The sequence below is a fragment of the Mucilaginibacter terrae genome (assembly GCF_042679325.1).
Taxonomy (GTDB): Bacteria; Bacteroidota; Bacteroidia; order Sphingobacteriales; family Sphingobacteriaceae; genus Mucilaginibacter; species Mucilaginibacter terrae.
The window spans coordinates 16425-32718 of sequence record NZ_JBHTMJ010000008.1 but is presented as its reverse complement, the minus strand read 5'-3'; the positions used below and the strand labels follow the sequence as shown (position 1 = coordinate 32718).

General features: G+C 41.4%; 19 protein-coding genes and 1 pseudogene. 6 read left to right on the top strand and 14 right to left on the bottom strand.

Features of this window, described 5'->3' with window-relative positions; all coding sequences use genetic code 11:
• Positions 1-4: 4 nt before the first annotated feature.
• The 7 genes from ACFQ3S_RS07155 to ACFQ3S_RS07125 form a co-directional block, all read right to left on the bottom strand.
• Positions 5-3442, bottom strand: coding sequence for a response regulator (locus tag ACFQ3S_RS07155; protein WP_377162755.1), 3438 nt, complete (start codon positions 3440-3442; stop codon positions 5-7).
• A 176-nt stretch (positions 3443-3618) separates the two neighbouring features.
• The gene (locus ACFQ3S_RS07150) at positions 3619-3822 is read right to left on the bottom strand and encodes a DMT family protein (protein WP_377162753.1); all 204 of its coding nucleotides are present in this window, start codon (positions 3820-3822) and stop codon (positions 3619-3621) included.
• A complete protein-coding gene (locus ACFQ3S_RS07145) occupies positions 3786-3866 on the bottom strand; it encodes a hypothetical protein (RefSeq protein ID WP_377163125.1) in 81 nt (26 codons plus the stop codon). Before ACFQ3S_RS07145 ends, ACFQ3S_RS07150 begins: the two co-directional genes overlap by 37 nt.
• A 55-nt stretch (positions 3867-3921) precedes the next feature.
• Entirely contained in the window at positions 3922-4344 is a 423-nt protein-coding gene (locus tag ACFQ3S_RS07140) for a hypothetical protein (RefSeq protein ID WP_377162751.1), read from the bottom strand.
• Between the two features lie 152 nt (positions 4345-4496).
• Positions 4497-4829 (bottom strand): gliding motility protein GldC, encoded by a 333-nt coding sequence (gene gldC / locus ACFQ3S_RS07135; RefSeq protein ID WP_377162749.1) that lies wholly within the window; start codon positions 4827-4829, stop codon positions 4497-4499.
• Between the two features lie 15 nt (positions 4830-4844).
• A complete protein-coding gene (locus ACFQ3S_RS07130; RefSeq protein ID WP_377162747.1) occupies positions 4845-5114 on the bottom strand; it encodes a hypothetical protein in 270 nt (89 codons plus the stop codon).
• The gene (locus ACFQ3S_RS07125; protein ID WP_377162745.1) at positions 5114-6457 is read right to left on the bottom strand and encodes a DEAD/DEAH box helicase; all 1344 of its coding nucleotides are present in this window, start codon (positions 6455-6457) and stop codon (positions 5114-5116) included. Before ACFQ3S_RS07125 ends, ACFQ3S_RS07130 begins: the two co-directional genes overlap by 1 nt.
• Before the next feature lie 305 nt (positions 6458-6762).
• Between ACFQ3S_RS07125 and ACFQ3S_RS07120 the strand changes: the two genes are divergently transcribed.
• Complete coding sequence (locus tag ACFQ3S_RS07120; RefSeq protein ID WP_377162743.1) at positions 6763-7902, top strand: 5-(carboxyamino)imidazole ribonucleotide synthase; 1140 nt, start codon at positions 6763-6765, stop codon at positions 7900-7902.
• A gap of 95 nt (positions 7903-7997) precedes the next feature.
• Positions 7998-8516: a 5-(carboxyamino)imidazole ribonucleotide mutase gene (gene purE / locus ACFQ3S_RS07115; RefSeq protein WP_377162741.1), complete on the top strand. Its 519-nt coding sequence runs from the start codon at positions 7998-8000 to the stop codon at positions 8514-8516.
• Positions 8517-8622: 106 nt separating this feature from the next.
• Here purE and ACFQ3S_RS07110 read toward each other — a convergent pair whose 3' ends face one another.
• From ACFQ3S_RS07110 to ACFQ3S_RS07095, 4 genes and pseudogenes are all read right to left on the bottom strand, one after another.
• The gene (locus ACFQ3S_RS07110) at positions 8623-8814 is read right to left on the bottom strand and encodes a hypothetical protein (RefSeq protein WP_377163133.1); all 192 of its coding nucleotides are present in this window, start codon (positions 8812-8814) and stop codon (positions 8623-8625) included.
• A gap of 72 nt (positions 8815-8886) precedes the next feature.
• Positions 8887-8940: pseudogene (locus ACFQ3S_RS07105) on the bottom strand (hypothetical protein); the annotation flags it as partial.
• Positions 8916-9854 (bottom strand): glucuronyl esterase domain-containing protein, encoded by a 939-nt coding sequence (locus ACFQ3S_RS07100; protein ID WP_377162739.1) that lies wholly within the window; start codon positions 9852-9854, stop codon positions 8916-8918. The gene ACFQ3S_RS07100 and the pseudogene ACFQ3S_RS07105, both read right to left, overlap by 25 nt.
• Before the next feature lie 311 nt (positions 9855-10165).
• Positions 10166-10729, bottom strand: a complete 564-nt coding sequence (locus ACFQ3S_RS07095; protein ID WP_377162737.1) for a YqgE/AlgH family protein — start codon at positions 10727-10729, stop codon at positions 10166-10168.
• A 66-nt stretch (positions 10730-10795) separates the two neighbouring features.
• Between ACFQ3S_RS07095 and pdxH the strand changes: the two genes are divergently transcribed.
• The 3 genes from pdxH to ACFQ3S_RS07080 are packed head-to-tail and all read left to right on the top strand — an operon-like array spanning position 10796 to position 13191.
• On the top strand, positions 10796-11473 hold the full coding sequence (pdxH, locus tag ACFQ3S_RS07090; protein WP_377162735.1) for a pyridoxamine 5'-phosphate oxidase: 678 nt from the start codon (positions 10796-10798) through the stop codon (positions 11471-11473).
• Positions 11470-11967, top strand: coding sequence for an NADH-quinone oxidoreductase subunit C (locus ACFQ3S_RS07085; RefSeq protein ID WP_377162733.1), 498 nt, complete (start codon positions 11470-11472; stop codon positions 11965-11967). Before pdxH ends, ACFQ3S_RS07085 begins: the two co-directional genes overlap by 4 nt.
• Positions 11968-12006: 39 nt before the next feature.
• Positions 12007-13191 (top strand): NADH-quinone oxidoreductase subunit D, encoded by a 1185-nt coding sequence (locus tag ACFQ3S_RS07080; protein WP_377162731.1) that lies wholly within the window; start codon positions 12007-12009, stop codon positions 13189-13191.
• Positions 13192-13277: 86 nt separating this feature from the next.
• Here ACFQ3S_RS07080 and ACFQ3S_RS07075 read toward each other — a convergent pair whose 3' ends face one another.
• Together ACFQ3S_RS07075 and ACFQ3S_RS07070 are read right to left on the bottom strand one after the other, a co-directional pair.
• Positions 13278-14381, bottom strand: coding sequence for a trypsin-like peptidase domain-containing protein (locus tag ACFQ3S_RS07075; protein ID WP_377162729.1), 1104 nt, complete (start codon positions 14379-14381; stop codon positions 13278-13280).
• Positions 14374-14964, bottom strand: coding sequence for an RNA polymerase sigma factor (locus tag ACFQ3S_RS07070; RefSeq protein WP_377162727.1), 591 nt, complete (start codon positions 14962-14964; stop codon positions 14374-14376). The genes ACFQ3S_RS07075 and ACFQ3S_RS07070 overlap by 8 nt, the downstream gene beginning before the upstream one ends.
• Positions 14965-15681: 717 nt before the next feature.
• On the opposite strand from ACFQ3S_RS07070, the gene ACFQ3S_RS07065 reads away from it, so the two are divergent.
• Complete coding sequence (locus tag ACFQ3S_RS07065; protein ID WP_377162725.1) at positions 15682-15885, top strand: hypothetical protein; 204 nt, start codon at positions 15682-15684, stop codon at positions 15883-15885.
• 62 nt (positions 15886-15947) lie between these two features.
• On the opposite strand, the gene ACFQ3S_RS07060 is transcribed toward ACFQ3S_RS07065, so the two are convergent.
• Positions 15948-16262 carry a hypothetical protein gene (locus ACFQ3S_RS07060; protein ID WP_377162723.1) on the bottom strand — a complete coding sequence of 105 codons (315 nt, stop codon included), beginning with the start codon at positions 16260-16262 and terminating at the stop codon, positions 15948-15950.
• Positions 16263-16294: the final 32 nt, after the last annotated feature.

Below are 16294 nucleotides of genomic sequence, written 5' to 3'. Positions count from 1 at the left end.
ACACTTAACCCTCTAACCACAATTGCATCAGCGATATTAGCCTGTCCAGATCAATTGGCTTGGTAATGTAATCATTTGCGCCGGCTGCCAAACACTTCTCGCGATCTTCTTTCATGGCTTTAGCTGTTAACGCTATTACGGGTAACTTGTTCCATTTGTTTTGCTTTCTGATGTGGCGTGTGGCTTCATAACCATCCATTTTAGGCATCATAATGTCCATCAGTACAATATCAATACCTTCGGTATTTTCCAGCTTCTCTAAAGCTTCGTCTCCATCGTTGGCAATTTCCACTATAAAGTCATATTGTTGTAAGGCACTGCTTAGCGCAAATATATTACGCATATCATCATCAACAATTAGTACTTTTTTACCTTTCAGCATATCTTTACCCTTGGGTGATGTGTAGCTTTTGGCAGCTGCCGGTGCTGGTGCATTGCTTACCTTATGTAAAAACAGGTTCACCTCATCAATCAGCCTATCGGCCGATTTGTTGGTTTTAATTACCATGGCATTGGCATATTGCATTAAACGGTTAACCGATGTTTTATCAAGTTCCATAGCCGTATTCACAATAACCGGTAGCTCGGTAAACCGGTCGATAGCCTTAATATCATCCAGCAAGTCAAGCCCCGAAATATCGGGCAGGTTCAGGTCCAGAATAACACACTGGTATTCATTATGCTGCAACATGTTAAATGCCTGTTCGCCGGTAAAGGCCTGGTCTACGGCAATACCTTGTTTCTGCATCAGGTCTTTCAGCGCCTGGCTTTGAGCCTCATGGTCTTCCACCAGCAATATCTGTTTAAACTGCACACCGCTCTGGTTCATCATATCGTTAAACAACTTGTCCAGCGTTTCGGTGTTAATAGGCTTTTTCATAAAGCTTATTGCGCCCTCGCGCCTAACCTTGTTAGCGGCGGCTTCACCTGCCGACATTAAATGCACCGGTATATCGCGGGTATCTACATCGGTTTTAACTTCACGCAGTATTTGCCAACCATCTTTACCGGGCAACATAATATCAAGTATAACCGCGTCGGGCATTTTATCTTTAATAATTTGAACCGCGTGGGTGCCTTCATTTACCATAATAGCATCATAGCCGTGCTCTTTTGCATAGTCATGCAATATGTCGGCAAAGTTCTTATCGTCCTCAACAATAACAACCAATGGCTTACTGCGCCCTGTTGCCAAGGTTTGCAATTTGGCCGGCTGCAGAAAATCTTTTAGCGGTTTAAAGCTTTCTACAGTTGGCAGCATTTGCTCATCATCGGGTTTAGATGGAGCTTGTTTGGCTTGTAACGGTATAGTTAAGGTAAATTCGCTTCCCTCTCCCACACTGCTACTCAGCGTAATGGCACCACCCAATAAAAACGCTAATTCTCGGCTTATTGATAGCCCTAAACCTGTACCGCCGTATTTGCGGCTGGTTGACCCATCGGCCTGTTGAAAAGCCTCAAAAATAACCCGCTGTTTTTCGGGGGCTATACCAATGCCACTATCTTTAACGGTAAAGCTAATGGTGTTTTCTTGTTTACCAGGTGCCGCGTTAATGGAGATGTGGCCGTTTTCGGATGTAAATTTAAATGCGTTAGACAGCAGGTTTTTTATCACCTGTTCTACCCGTATCTTATCGGTAAATATAAACCCTGGCACGTTAACCGCGCTTTGGGTAAAGGTTATTTTTTTATTGCGTGCCACTTCGGCAAACAGCATGTCCATATCCTTCAGTATCTCCGATACGCGCACATTATCGTTCTGCATATCCATCTTGCCCGATTCAATTTTAGACAGGTCGAGGATATCGTTTATGAGCGTTAAGAGGTCGTTTCCGGCGTTGAAAATTACACTGGCATATTTGATCTGATCTTCGCTCAGGTTATCGGTTTTGTTATCTTTAAGGATACGGGCCAGTACCAGAATACTGTTTAGCGGGGTGCGTAACTCGTGGCTCATATTGGCCAAAAACTCCGATTTGTATTTACCGGTAGTTTCCAGCTCATTAACTTTAATATTAATAGCGGCACGGGCTTCTTCAATAGCTTGGTTCTTTTCTTCGAGCAGGCTGGCTTTTTCTTCCAATTCGGCATTAATGGTGCGCAGTTCTTCTTGTTGAACACGAAGTTCTTCTTCAGATGCCTGCAGCATTTCGGTTTTATTGAGCAACTCCTCGTTGGTTACCCGCATTTCTTCCTGCTGTGCTTCCAGCTCTTCGGCCTGTTGCTGAGTTTCCTCAAACAGGTCGTGCATAATGGTACGCGCCTGTGCGGTGTTTACGGCAATACCAATATCATCGGCAGCCGCTATAATATAATCGCGGTCGGTAGCTTTAAGTTCCAATTGAAAGGCAACCTCCATAACCCCCTTCAATTTTTTATCAAAGAAGAACGGCACGATCATTATCTCGGCCAGTTCCTGGCTAATTATGGAAGTTTGCAGCTGTAGCTTATCGTTCAGGTAACCTTTAATGGTAGCCGCTTTTTGGTCTTGAGCTACCTGCCCCAACCATCCTTCTGATAACTTAATCGTATTTTTAACCGCGCCCAGGTCATGAAAAGCGTAATAGGCATAAAGGTTAAGCTCCGCCTTTTCTTCGTTGAACAAGTAAAAAGTACCGCTTAGCGCATTGGTATATTTACACACCTCGGTCAATACGTTTTCGGCCAGTTCTTTTTCGTTCAGCTGACCCTGCATTTTTTCGTTTAAAGCGCCAACGCCGGTCAATAGCCAGTTCTTGTTCTCGTTTTCGGCTAATACATCCGCCAGTTCTACATTCGCCTCTTTAATTTCGGCCTCAATCTTTTTTTGCTGATCGAAAGTTTTTTGAATGTAAAAGAAGAGTATAACAATAATGATCAGAAATATTAATGAGCCTATACCTATGGTTAAAATTGTTTTAGTAGCGGCTTCAGCGGTTTTTTCCTTACCTACTTTTAGCAATTGGTTTTCGGTATTGGTAATAGCGGTGATCTTGTTACGGATCCTATCCATGATCGCCTTACCGTTGATTAGCATGTTATGCGCTACCATGTACTCCAGTCCTAATTCGTCCCGCTTATCAACATTGTTTTTAAGTAGTGCTAACTGGCTGCTGGTTAATGCCGCCAATTCTATAGCATTGTTTTGCTGAATAACATTGTCTTCAACCAGTGATTCCAGCTTGTTAAGATTTTGCGTAACCTTTGGAACGGCAGCATTGTAAGGTTCTAAAAATTTGGGCTTGGCAGTAGCCACATATCCACGCATACCTGTTTCGGCATCGGTTAAATGCTGTAAAACGTTACGTGCCGCTGTAATTACTTGCTGACTGTGGTCTACCTCTGCCTGGTTTTGCTGCAGCTGGTTAATGCTTCGGTACGAAAATATACCTACTATAAAAACCAGGACAATTGAAAAAGCAAACCCGGTTAAAACCTGTGTGCGAAAGTCTAATTTTAACATGTGAAGGTATAATATGGTGGCATTGGCCAATAATTATTGTGTTTTATATAGCGTCTCAAATCTATAATAAAATTTTATTAAACAAAAGCAAGAGGGTTATACTACCATTTTTTAAATACAACTAAAACAGCTAATAGTATTAATACAAAGCCCGCTAAATGGTTCCAGGCCAGCTTTTAGGTTTTAAATAAAATGGTAGTAAACACCATGAAGATGGTAATACTGAGGGCCTCTTGCAATACCTTTAACTGCACCAGGCTAAACGGGCCACCCTCGGCGTTAAAGCCGGCTTTGTTAGCAGGCACCTGAAATAAGTACTCAAAAAAAGCCAGGCCCCAGCTAATTAAATTATAGCCATAAGAGGCAAATTTTTGCCCCAATGGTACTCTTTAAACCTTAGATGCCCGTACCAGGCAAACGTCATAAATATGTTTGATATGGTGAGAAATACAACAGTTTTTAAGCCGCGCATAATAGTATTATTTCAATGATACAACCGGTTTATTACCTTCTGTGTATTTGGGATTAAACAGAACGCTTAAAACGGCACCGGCAAACAACGGGTACCACCCCCATTGAAACTTAATTAGTTTAGTTAAAAAACCGGCCATGCCTTTAAACGGTATAAAGCTAAAGGTAGTATGCACTTTCATTTGAGCGGCAATGTAAACCAGTGTTACCAAAACCAAACCAATAAAGCCGGCCATACGCGATACTTTGTACTGTTTTAGTACAATACCCGCTATGCCAACTACAGCTATAAGCAGCACCACCATGCCGTAAGGCTTGTTCAAAGCGTACAAATCCCAGGTTAAAATGCCAAACGGTCGTAATAACGGGCACCAGGTGGCGGCCATTAATATTACAAAACCGGCGAAAGAGAGAAAGGCTTTAGGTTGCATCTAAAGGTTAAAGGTTAAAGGTTAAAGGTTAAAGGTTAAAGGTTAAAGGTTAAAGTGGAATGAATAGTTGCTTTGCTTGTTTTAAATAATGCAAGTTTGTTGTATTGCTTTAAACTTTTCAACCAATCAACTACTCACCATTCAACTACTTACTACTTCTTATCCAACTCCATTTTATCGGCGAAGTGGGCGCAGTAATCGCGCAGGTCTTCTACAATGTTGGTTTCGCCTGTGGCGCGTAAAAAGCTATCGCCCATGGTTTGCAGGGTTTCAAAAAAGAAGCGCTTCATTTCATCAACCGGCATATCGTTGGTCCACAAATCAATACGCATGGTGTTTTTGTAATTATGATCCCATAGGGCCAGCATAAATGATTTTACCGGCACGGCGTCCTTATTATTAGAATCGGTTGATTCCCAGGTAATATTTTGTGGAATGTTGTTATCGTCTAAATCGACTATGAGTTTTATTTCGGCTCTTTTCATGTTAATTGTATTGAATTATCTTACCAGTAAATATATAACAGCAGTGAGTACAATAAAGCTTATCTCTATCATCCACAGCAGTTTCATTTGCGAAAAAAAGTTGCGGAATATCATATCCAAAAAGAAGCTCATTACTGCAAAAAGCAAAAATACGAGCGCGATAGTGCCCGACATTTCCGTGTAACGCTCTCCTGTTACAGCAACGGGCTTATAAATCCAGGTAATTATAGCTAATACTATAAAAAACGCGACAGCAAAGTTTAAAGGTGTTAATCGAAGTTTCATTATTTTTTACGGAATGATTTGCCACGGGTAGTTTTAGGTTTACCGTGTTTTTTAGAAAGTTGCTGTTTGTGGTTTAAAGATGCGGTACGCTCCTTGCGTTCTTTTTTCTCGTGAAAGGCCCCCTTAAAGGTAGGATCTTCCTTACGCATCTGCATATCAATTTCACGGGCCTGCTCCTGGTTTTCTTCATAAGGGGTTTCCTCAATAAAAACACCTTCGGGTATGGGCAGCAGTGTAACGGTTTGGCGTATGAGCTTTTGTATTTTGCCCATGTAATACACTTCGGCCGGGTTACAAAAGGTGATGGCTTCGCCGCTTTGCAGGGCACGGCCGGTACGGCCAATACGGTGTACGTAATCTTCGTAAACTACAGGCACATCAAAGTTTATAACGTGGCTCACATCGCTCACATCTATACCACGCGATGCCACATCGGTAGCCACCAGGATTTTAATCTCGTCGTTCTTAAACGCGTTAATAGCGTTTATACGTGTGTTTTGACCTTTGTTGGCATGCAGTACTTTCACCTGCTTATCGTCATACTTACGCAGCAAAAACTTAAAAACATCGTCGGCAGCTACACGGGTTTTGCAAAATATCAGTAGCTTTTTAATGTCCTCGTCGCGGTCTAAAAGCTTTTTAAGGACATTAATTTTAGTTTTTAAATTAGGAACATGGTACAGCACCTGGTTAACCGTTTGTGCCGGCGTGGCCTGTGGTGTAACCTCTATAATGGTTGGAAACTTTAAAAAGTTACCGGCCAGCTCGTGCACCTTATCGCTCATAGTGGCCGAAAACAGCATGTTTTGTCGCTTGCGCGGCACCACTTCAATAATACGGTTGATCTGCGTCATAAAGCCCATGTCCATCATCTTATCGGCTTCATCCAACACCAGCATCTGTAAAGTTTTAGTATTGATGTGACCGGCTATGTACAAGTCGAGGAAACGTCCCGGCGATGCCACAATAATATCGGTGCCTTTACTCAGCGCTTCTATTTGAGTTTTAGGGCCCAGTCCGCCATAAAGAATTACCGTGCGCAAGTCGGTATTTACGGCAAAGCTTTTAATGTTTTCTTCAATTTGCATTGCCAGCTCGCGGGTTGGCGCCAGTATGAGGGCCCGGGCGGTATCGCCCTGTGCATAGTTAAGCTTACGGAGTATTGGCAGCACGTAGGCGGCAGTTTTACCCGTGCCGGTTTGCGCTATACCCATTACATCCTGCCCGTTTATTATCGGCGGAATAGCTTTTTCTTGTATAGGCGTAGCTTCTGTATAACCGGCATCGGCTATAGCATTTAGTATTTGCCGGTTAAAATTAAATTCATCAAAAGATACACCCATAGCGGGCAAAGATACAGTTTAGTTTTTTAGTAGGGAAGCGGGTTGGCAGGTGAGACGCTCAGGGTGATGTAAGTTGTGCTTATAAAGTTATTTCAAAGCTTTTTATATATAACAGGCTTTAATTTTCATTGTTAACGAAACCCATCAAAGTAACATGCAAGCAATCGTGTACAAAAAAAGTTCAAAACATCTCTCATAATTGTTTGAGGATAATAAATTTACTATTTATGATAGCCTCTAAACTAATTTAGCCTAAATTGCTTTAGGCTTTTTAAAACATTTGAATTAAAATTGCATATCGAAATATGAAAGCATTTTATGGCGATTTAAGGCTCGGGATATTAGGAGGCGGACAATTAGGACGCATGCTTATACAACAGGCCATAAATTATAATGTAACAATAAAAGTACTTGACCCCGACCGCGAAGCACCCTGCCGCAAATTATGCGACGAATTTATAGTTGGCTCGCTTAACGATTATGAAACCGTTTACAACTTTGGCAAAAAGGTTGATCTCTTAACTATTGAAATTGAGAAAGTTAATGTTGATGCTTTAGAGCAATTAGAGAAAGAGGGTGTGGTGGTATATCCGCAGCCACGCGTCATCAGGCTTATACAAGACAAAGGTTTGCAAAAACAGTTCTTCAAAGAAAACGATATTCCAACGGCAGCGTTCCAAATCATTTCATCGGCAAATGAGTTGCAACAAACCAATATGCCCTATCCTTACATACAAAAATTACGCAGGGATGGCTACGATGGTAAGGGCGTATATAAAGTGGTTAATGAAAGCTACCTGCAAAAGGCCTTTACCGAACCCAGCCTTATTGAGCGTTGGGTGGACTTTGAAAAAGAGATAGCCGTAATTGTTGCCCGTAATGATAAAGGGGATATGGACACCTTCCCGATGGTAGAAATGGATTTTAATTCGGAAGCCAACCTGGTGGAATTTTTAATATCACCTTCTACCCTGCCGTTTGAGATACAACAGGAAGCCGCCGGTATTGCTAAAAAGATAGCCGAGAGTTTAAAAATTGTAGGCTTATTAGCGGTAGAAATGTTTTTAGATAAAAACGGAAAGATCCTGGTTAACGAACTGGCCCCTCGCCCGCATAACAGCGGCCACCAAACTATTGAAGGTAATGTGGTATCTCAATTTGAGCAGCATCTCCGGGCCATTTTTAATCAGCCGCTGGGTAATACCAACAGCCTGAGCAATGCCATTATGATCAATATATTGGGTGAGGCCGGCTATGAAGGTCCGGCGGTTTACCAGGGAATTGAAAAAGTGTTGAAAATTCCGGGTGTTTATATTCACCTTTATGGTAAGGCACTTACTAAGCCTTTCCGCAAAATGGGACATGTAACCATTGTAGATGCCGACCGTGAAAAAGCTATTGAAAGGGCGCGTTATGTACAGGAAACATTAAAAGTAATTAGTTAACAGTTCTTTGGTTAGTGGTTAACAGTTAGTAGTGACCATATTTTTTTCAATAAAGCAATGAACTATTAATTAACAACCATTAACTACTACTAATTATGAACCAAATTAAAATAGGCATAATTATGGGCAGCAAATCTGATTTGCCCGTTATGCAGGATGCCGCCGATGTATTAACGGAATTAGGCGTTGATTATGAAATTACCGTAGTATCGGCCCATCGTACGCCCGATAGATTGTTCGACTATGCTAAATCGGCAGCGGGTCGTGGTTTAAAAGTAGTTATTGCCGGAGCCGGTGGTGCCGCCCATTTGCCTGGCATGGTGGCATCGTTAACGCATTTACCGGTTATCGGTGTTCCTATCAAATCAAGCAACTCTATTGATGGCTGGGATTCGGTTCTGTCTATTTTACAAATGCCGAATGGTATTCCGGTAGCCACGGTAGCGTTAAACGCAGCTAAAAATGCAGGTTTACTGGCCGCGCAAATTCTATCAACTGCCGATGACCAATTAACGCAAGCACTCATCAATTACAAAACCGAACTGGCAAAAAAGGTGTTAGATTCTGCCGAAAGCATGAAAAATGAGGGTTATCCTTTAGGATATGATGGGTAGTAGCTATCCGGGGTTTTATTAAACTTAAATTTCAACAAATATAGATGTGTATAATAGCTCAGAAAGTACTGCTCCGTTACGCGCATTCCTATTTTTTGGGATGGTATTATCTTAGCGATGGAGTTGTCCAGTCCACCCAGGTAGCTTCATCGTAAGCAAAGCCGCCATCGGTATTCATCATATACGTATTTTCAGTGCCTTTGCCTATCAAAAATTTCTGAATATAAGCGGTGAGTTCAGGTAATTGTGCGTTAGGAAAAGAACAGTGATTATGACCACCTATTTGCGAATATCCCATTCTGTTGGGCACCCCAAGGGCCTGCCAAACCTTGTGCGCAGCATTAGCCGTATTCCAGGAACTAACGGGGCTTAACCAATCGACAGATGTGTTTTCAATAACTAATACAGCCCTCGGTGCACACAACGCCAATATACTATGCTGATCAAATGGTAGCTTATCGGCACGTTGCTAAACTGGGAAAAATTAGCTCTGAACCATACATTCTCCGTAACAATTTGCGATAAGGTTTGAACATTTTTTCCCGCAGCTTTTTGAGCATTTGAAATACGCCAGCTTGCTGCACCACCCGCTCCGGGTTCTTGAGGAATAGTCAATTTAATTCTTTCATCGAACGCGCCAACAACCAAGGCGCCTTTTCCATTTCTGGAACAACCGGTAACACCCAGCCTATACGCGTCGATACCTGCGGCTGAAGTTTTTTCAAGCGCGTCAATTAAACGGCTAACCCCCCATGCCCAGGCCATGGTAGCCGATGCAGAGTGATCATTGCCAAACATATCGTAAAACAGCCCTTTTCCACGCGAACCCCCGTTAGTTTGCTGGGCAACAGTGTTATTAGGAAAATTGATAACCGCAACACCCATATTAAGAAGTGCTGTATTATTAAGGTTCGATGCGCCAATACCTATCATAGCCGGATAAGGCTTGCTACCGGTGGTTGGATAAGTAATAGTGCAGTTAAATGAGATTGTTTTGCCGTTATAGGTAACGTTTACCGTAACAACATTGGCGATGAACGTGCCTATTGTAGCAGTAGCAGGTGTATTGGGCTTATAACCGTATTCAAACTCCTGTGCTAACGTGGCTATTTCGGCTCTGCGGGCTTTCCATTGCTTTTTGGTTGCCACGCGTTTATTATTTAAAAATTTGAACGGATCAGGGAGTTTAGGATTAACGGGCAAATAGGAATAAGACGGGATTCCCGTAACAGAATCACGTTGACCGTTAAACGCACTATTTCCATTGCTCACTGCAATGCATGAGGCAATCATAGCAATAGCCGCTAATAATAAAAGCAGTGATAATATATTTTTCATGACAGCTATTTTGGTTTACAATTGGTTTCATTTAATAAAAGATCTTAATGGCCTTAAAGTTTAAGTGAGTACCATAACTTCAATCCTTACTTAAAACTAATATAATCAAATATCAGATAATTACAATCGATTGCAATTAAAGCACAATTATTTAAATATTATAATTCAATAAATATATTACCAGGTAGTGATATGAAAATCGAACTTAGTATTCGATATATCATGATCAATAGGCATATATTTTGACCAAGTTAACTGCTGCGTTATTATTGCAGTTGGTTAACACACCTTAACACTTGACTTGATGAAGTTTAATTGAGCGTTGGATTCTCTGGAAAGTTAGCAATGTGCGCATAGCGTTGGCCTAAACCTATAACTGCTTGACGCCAAAGGTTTTGCTCATCGTGGGTAAAGGCTATCTCAGGATTAAATGTATTGGCTACGATCCATGTATCTTCCCCTATTTCAACATCCAGCTGACCTGGTGTCCAACCCGAGTATCCTGCAAAAAACTTAATCTCATTTTCGGTGATCTGAAATGTGGCTATCAGTTCCTTTATGGCCTCAAAGCTGCCACCCCAGTAAATGCCATCCCATACTTCAACGCCACCAGCAATTTTTTCGGGACAACGGTGTATAAAGTGCAGGGTATTAGTGGCCACTGGTCCGCCTTTATAAATCGGCATTTCCGAGTAAGCTAAGTCGGGCAATACATCGCTCAGTTTATAGTCACTCAAATGGTTAAGCACGTAGCCGAGTGTGCCCTCTTCCGAATGTTCTGCCAATAATATCACCGAACGCTTAAAATTAGGATCGTTCATAAAAGGTTCGGAGATAAGTAAACGACCGGAAGCAGGGGTAATTGAGCTTAGCATAAATAATTTATTTATTTGATAACAGGAAGAGTTGAATTATGTTCATTTTAAGTAATTGACCGTTAAATGATAGCAGCAATTAGTAAGTTTGCACAAATGGATCCAAAAGATATACAAAACATGAGGCAAGATTATCATGCCAATTCTTTAATAGAAGCGCAGATAAGCCCCAACCCCATAAAACAGTTTGAAACCTGGTTTAATGATGCTATAAAAGCCGAAGTACACGAGCCCAATGCCATGACCTTAGCTACATCAACTATTAACGGACGACCATCGGCCCGTATTGTGTTACTAAAAGGAGTTGATAATAACGGCTTTGCTTTTTACACCAATTACCTAAGTCGTAAAGGTAAAGAAATTGCTAAAAACCCGCATGCGGCAATGGTGTTTTTTTGGGGTAGTATGGAACGCCAGGTCCGTATAGAAGGAACACTCGAAAAGCTGAGCAAGGAACGGTCTGAGCAGTACTTTCATTCGCGACCATTCGGTAGCCAGGTAGGTGCTTTGGTTTCGCCTCAAAGCCAGGAAATTGAAAATCGTGATGCGCTGGAAGCCAAAATGCAGCAACTGGAAGCCGAATTTGAGGGTAAAGAGATACCTAAACCAGCTTATTGGGGTGGTTACATGTTAAAGCCCGAACGTATTGAATTTTGGCAAGGCCGCTCCAACCGATTACACGACCGCATTTTGTATAAAAAAGTTGATAAAAGCACCTGGAAAATGGTAAGACTTGCCCCATGATATTTGAAGATATTAAACAACTGCTTACAGAGCGATTGGGTGCCGATGTGATGGTTGGCGAAGAAAATGCTGGCTTACAACCAGCGCTGCTTATAGCCCCCAACCGCATTGCCGATGTTTGCCTGGAACTACGAAATAACCCGGCAACTTATTTCGATTTTTTGTCATGCCTGACGGGTGTGGATTATGGCATTACCGCTAATAAATTCGGAGTGGTTTATCACCTCGCCTCTATCCCCTATCAAACGCAGCTTACTTTAAAAATTAGTAAAGAGCATGGAAGGGATATGGAAGATTTACCTGTATTTCCAAGTATTTCATCTGTTTACCGCACGGCCGACTGGCATGAACGCGAAACTTTTGACCTGCTGGGGATCTTTTTTGAAGGTCACCCCGATTTGAGGCGTATTTTATTGCCAGATGATTGGGAAGGATACCCTATGCGCAAAGATTATAAAGCAGCGGAATATTATAAGGGTATTAAGATTGATTAGCCCCCCAACCCCCTGAAGGGGGAGCATTAAGACGAAATAATGACTAATATAGCATTACAAAAATATCATCAAAAGATAGCGGAAGCTGCTACGCAGGATATGGTGTTGAACATGGGTCCGCAGCATCCCTCTACCCATGGGGTATTACGGCTGGAGTTGATTACCGATGGCGAGATTGTTAAAGAGGTGATACCGCATGCGGGCTACCTGCACCGCTGCTTTGAAAAGCATGCCGAATCGCTCACCTATCAGCAAACCATTCCCTTTACCGACCGTATGGACTACCTGGCTTCTATGAACAACAGCCATGTGTGGGTAATGGGTGTAGAACGTATGATGGGTATAGATAAAGAAATACCTAAACGTGTGGAATACATCCGTGTGCTGGTTTGTGAATTGAACCGTATTGCCTCACACCTTATTTCTATTGGTACTTACGGCATTGATATAGGAGCCTTCACGCCTTTTTTGTGGTGTTTTCGCGATCGTGAGCATATTATGGGTATGCTGGAGTGGGCATCGGGTTCGCGCATGCTGTATAACTATATTTGGATAGGCGGCTTGTTTTTTGACCTACCTGTAGGTTTTGAAGAACGCTGCCGCGAGTTTATAGACTACTTTAGGCCGAAAATGGTGGAGCTGAATAGCCTGCTAACCGATAACCAGATCTTTATTAGCCGTACCGCTAATGTGGGCATTTTGCCTTTAGATGTAGCCATTAACTATGGCTGCTCAGGACCTATGTTGCGCGCATCGGGTTTAAAGTGGGATTTGAGACGTATCGATCATTACTCGGTTTACCCCGAAATTGATTTTGAAATACCAGTAGGACAAGGATTAATGGGCACCAAAGGCGATTGCTGGGACAGAAACAAGGTTAGGGTTGATGAAATTGCTGAATCGCTCAAAATAATTGAGCAATGTTTAAATCGTTTACAAAAGGAGTTAAAACGCACACCCGATTTTGACCCGAGGGCTAAGCTTCCACGCAAAATAATACCCAAGGCACAAGATTACTATATGCGCGGCGAAGGCTCAAAGGGCGAATTAGGCTTTTACTTTATAACCGATGGTAAATCGGAAATACCTTTCCGTGTTAAGGCGCGGGGCCCGAGCTTTAATAATTTGCACGTGCTTTCCGAAATATCAAAAGGCGTAATGATAGCCGACCTGATAGCCATTGTAGGCTCTATAGACTTTGTTTTAGGCGAGGTTGACCGTTAGTAAACTTCAGTTTACTATCAAACAACAAACCCCTGATGATAATCATCAGAGGTTTGTTGTTATATGATATTTGATTAAGCTTACTATCAATTGTAAACCTTCACCATGAACACATAGTTCTCCAGTTTTTTTATTTGCTGCTGGCGGCTTAAACCCATTAATGAATTCTTACTTTTTAAGCTGATGGTATTGGCAGAGGTATCGGCCGATACACTTTGCACGGCTTTAAATAGATAAAACGATTTAACAGCAAATGCAGCGCTTTCGGTTTGTGATTGCTTGCCACTGATAATCCCAATGATGTTTCCCTTATTATCTAACAGCGGTCCGCCACTGTTACCAGGATACACTGGCAGTGAAACCTGGTATGCAGTTGTATCACCGTTATAGCCGGTTGAAGAGCTCAGATAACCTTTTCCATAATAGAAATCATCGCGCGGGTAGCCTAAGGTATATACATCCTCTCCTACGTCACTCTTTGATTTTTTAAAAGTGTAAGGTATATTGTCTAAACCAGCAAAGGTGCTGTCGTCTATTTTCAGTATAGCAATGTCATAAGCTGGTTCGGTATAAATGAGCCTGGCATGGTACGAGTCGCCACTTGCATTTTGTACATATAAAGAATCGGCATTTTTGATTACATGGTAGTTGGTAACAATATAACCGCTTGAAGTAAGGGCAAAGCCCGATCCACCGAATTTACTTGGTGAAATTACCCTTTTACCTGCTTTAATGTCATGTAATAAAGCTTTATTAGAACGCTCCAGGCTTTCGGTGGTACGCTTAACGCTTTGTATCTCGCGCCGAAGTGCTGTAAAATTTGAAGTAGAACGGTTAAAATTACCGCTTAAATATAGGGTACCCAAAATAGCAAATATGGCAATTGATGCCGCCACCGATATTTTAGAATGGTGGTTACGCCACATTTTTACTACCCAGTTAGGATGAATCATCACCTCTTCGGTAAGGGCGTGTACATCTATCTCCTGATGGATAGCGTTTAGTCGTTTTTCCAGCTCTACACGCTGGCCATACTGTTTTATCAAACCGGTAAAATGTGCATGGTCGCTTACTTTACTTTCTACAGCGGCGTTTTCACGCCGCAGGGCTTCAAAACGCTCTCTTTCCTCGTCGCTAAGTTCGCCGTTAAGGTAACGCTCAATTAATTCGGTTAGTTGTAACTCACTCATCTTTTTCGCTTGGGTTAACATTGCTGAAAAACAGCTTTTTAAGCCTTTGCAGGCATTTATATTTCTGAGTTTTAGCGTTATCGGCATTGGTATATCCAAACCGCTCACATATATCCTGCATAGAGTGGTTATGGATATAAAAATCCTCAATAATAGTTTTACACGGCTCACCTAATAATTTCAAGGCACCTTCCATTTTGGTAAACTGCAACTCACGGCCTTCGTGCATGTCGCTTTCTTCCTCCATGGGCATGTGGTCTTCAAAATCTTTTATATCTCCGCCATAGCGGCTCATTTGGGTTAACCGTTTGAGCCATAACTTACGGCAAACCGAGTATAAAAATGTTTTGAGCTTACTACTTAGCTCAAATTTTCCACTTTTGATCTTATTATAAAGAACAATGATCGCTTCCTGGTATATATCCTTGGCATCATCGGCAGTACCATTATTATTTACAATAAGCTGCAACACCATCGGAAAATAGGCCACATACACTCTTTTAAGTATGTTTTCCGAATCATTAAGGATCCCAAAAACCACTTCACTATCTGTTGGTGCTGAACTGTTTAACGCTTTACTCACTATTTAATACCGTTTATGCGAAATTGTAACCCATTATTCATAAAAAAATTTGAAGCAAATAAAGTTATGGGTTGCCTTTTAACTCATTAACACAAAAACAAATTCACAAACAAAATAAAAAATTTGTTAAAAAACATTGTCACTCTAATTAGTAGTTGCAGTATTTACATTGCACCAAAGCTTACCTCTAACAGTAAATTAAATTCGGTTGCTATAAGCAGTACCCATACCAATAATGCTATCACTGTTGACACCCTTCCTTAAACGCTGGATAGCACCAATACTGATAGTATCATAAAATAATTTTTTAATTATATCTTTCTTATGATTAAACCATCTTAAAAATAGCTTTAGTATTATTTACCGCATCGGGCATGTTGGTAGCCCAGTAATGGTGGCATAAATAAACCTGCCTACCATTCGGTAACTACCAATTCGTCCTCATCGGGTACAATCAACTACATACACCGCTTATACCTAACAAATAAACAAGCAAACACTACTACCTGAAAGATACTGCACAGGCAACTGCTAATACGGTAGGTAAAAGAGTTACCCTAAAACCTTTGTTGAAAAATCGATAACTTAAAAGCAGTAATATCATAGATTTTTCAGTGGTAAATAACTTTTTTAAAAATATTTTTAATTTTAGGGTTACCTTTTAAGGTTACCAGTATTAATAAGAAAACTATTAATCACTTATTAAAAGAAATTAACATGAAAAACGCATTTAAATTTGGCTTTTTAGCTTTAGCTATCTCTGTATCTGTTGTAGCCTGCAAAGGTTCTGGTTCTGGTTCTTCTGCCGATTCAGCTACTGATTCAGTTGCTGTTGACACTACAATGAAAGTTGATAGCGCTGCTATGGATACTACAATGAAAGTTGACAGTGCTGCTATGGATACTACTACAAAAATGTAATATCTGCTTCAAGCAAATAAAAAAGCCTTCCCGGTTTCCGGGAAGGCTTTTTTATTAAGGCCCTATTTTTTAACCGTATCTTTCTTAGCCGTATCCGTTGCAGCCGCAACCGGTGCCGCCTCAACCGGAGCCGCGTTCATCGTTGTACGGGCACTTGGCTTTCCTTTAGGCATTTTTGCACCACCCGATGCTGTATAATCCAGCAAAGTGGCGCCGCCTGTTGTAGTAACTGTTTTTGAAGTATCTTTATTAGAAACCTCGTACAGATTAGGATTTTTTACCGAGTCAACGGCATCTTTACTCGAGCTGCCACTGTTGCAGGCTTCCATTACAGAAACACTGCCGGCAAGCATCATAATTAGAATTAATTTTTTCATTAATACGCTTATTGGTGATTGTTTTACAGCTA

Bases quoted from the DNA above. Each gene is read 5' to 3' on its own strand.
- ACFQ3S_RS07060 (WP_377162723.1), bottom strand. From the start codon at position 16,262: ATGAAAAAATTAATTCTAATTATGATGCTTGCCGGCAGTGTTTCTGTA.
- ACFQ3S_RS07100 (WP_377162739.1), bottom strand. From the start codon at position 9,854: ATGAAAAATATATTATCACTGCTTTTATTATTAGCGGCTATTGCTATG.
- ACFQ3S_RS07095 (WP_377162737.1), bottom strand. From the start codon at position 10,729: ATGCTAAGCTCAATTACCCCTGCTTCCGGTCGTTTACTTATCTCCGAA.
- ACFQ3S_RS07110 (WP_377163133.1), bottom strand. From the start codon at position 8,814: ATGGGATATTCGCAAATAGGTGGTCATAATCACTGTTCTTTTCCTAAC.
- ACFQ3S_RS07065 (WP_377162725.1), top strand. From the start codon at position 15,682: ATGAAAAACGCATTTAAATTTGGCTTTTTAGCTTTAGCTATCTCTGTA.
- pdxH (WP_377162735.1), top strand. From the start codon at position 10,796: ATGATAGCAGCAATTAGTAAGTTTGCACAAATGGATCCAAAAGATATA.
- ACFQ3S_RS07120 (WP_377162743.1), top strand. From the start codon at position 6,763: ATGAAAGCATTTTATGGCGATTTAAGGCTCGGGATATTAGGAGGCGGA.
- ACFQ3S_RS07125 (WP_377162745.1), bottom strand. From the start codon at position 6,457: ATGGGTGTATCTTTTGATGAATTTAATTTTAACCGGCAAATACTAAAT.
- gldC (WP_377162749.1), bottom strand. From the start codon at position 4,829: ATGAAAAGAGCCGAAATAAAACTCATAGTCGATTTAGACGATAACAAC.
- ACFQ3S_RS07130 (WP_377162747.1), bottom strand. From the start codon at position 5,114: ATGAAACTTCGATTAACACCTTTAAACTTTGCTGTCGCGTTTTTTATA.
- ACFQ3S_RS07085 (WP_377162733.1), top strand. From the start codon at position 11,470: ATGATATTTGAAGATATTAAACAACTGCTTACAGAGCGATTGGGTGCC.
- ACFQ3S_RS07155 (WP_377162755.1), bottom strand. From the start codon at position 3,442: ATGTTAAAATTAGACTTTCGCACACAGGTTTTAACCGGGTTTGCTTTT.
- ACFQ3S_RS07080 (WP_377162731.1), top strand. From the start codon at position 12,007: ATGACTAATATAGCATTACAAAAATATCATCAAAAGATAGCGGAAGCT.
- ACFQ3S_RS07145 (WP_377163125.1), bottom strand. From the start codon at position 3,866: ATGACGTTTGCCTGGTACGGGCATCTAAGGTTTAAAGAGTACCATTGG.
- ACFQ3S_RS07140 (WP_377162751.1), bottom strand. From the start codon at position 4,344: ATGCAACCTAAAGCCTTTCTCTCTTTCGCCGGTTTTGTAATATTAATG.
- ACFQ3S_RS07075 (WP_377162729.1), bottom strand. From the start codon at position 14,381: ATGAGTGAGTTACAACTAACCGAATTAATTGAGCGTTACCTTAACGGC.
- purE (WP_377162741.1), top strand. From the start codon at position 7,998: ATGAACCAAATTAAAATAGGCATAATTATGGGCAGCAAATCTGATTTG.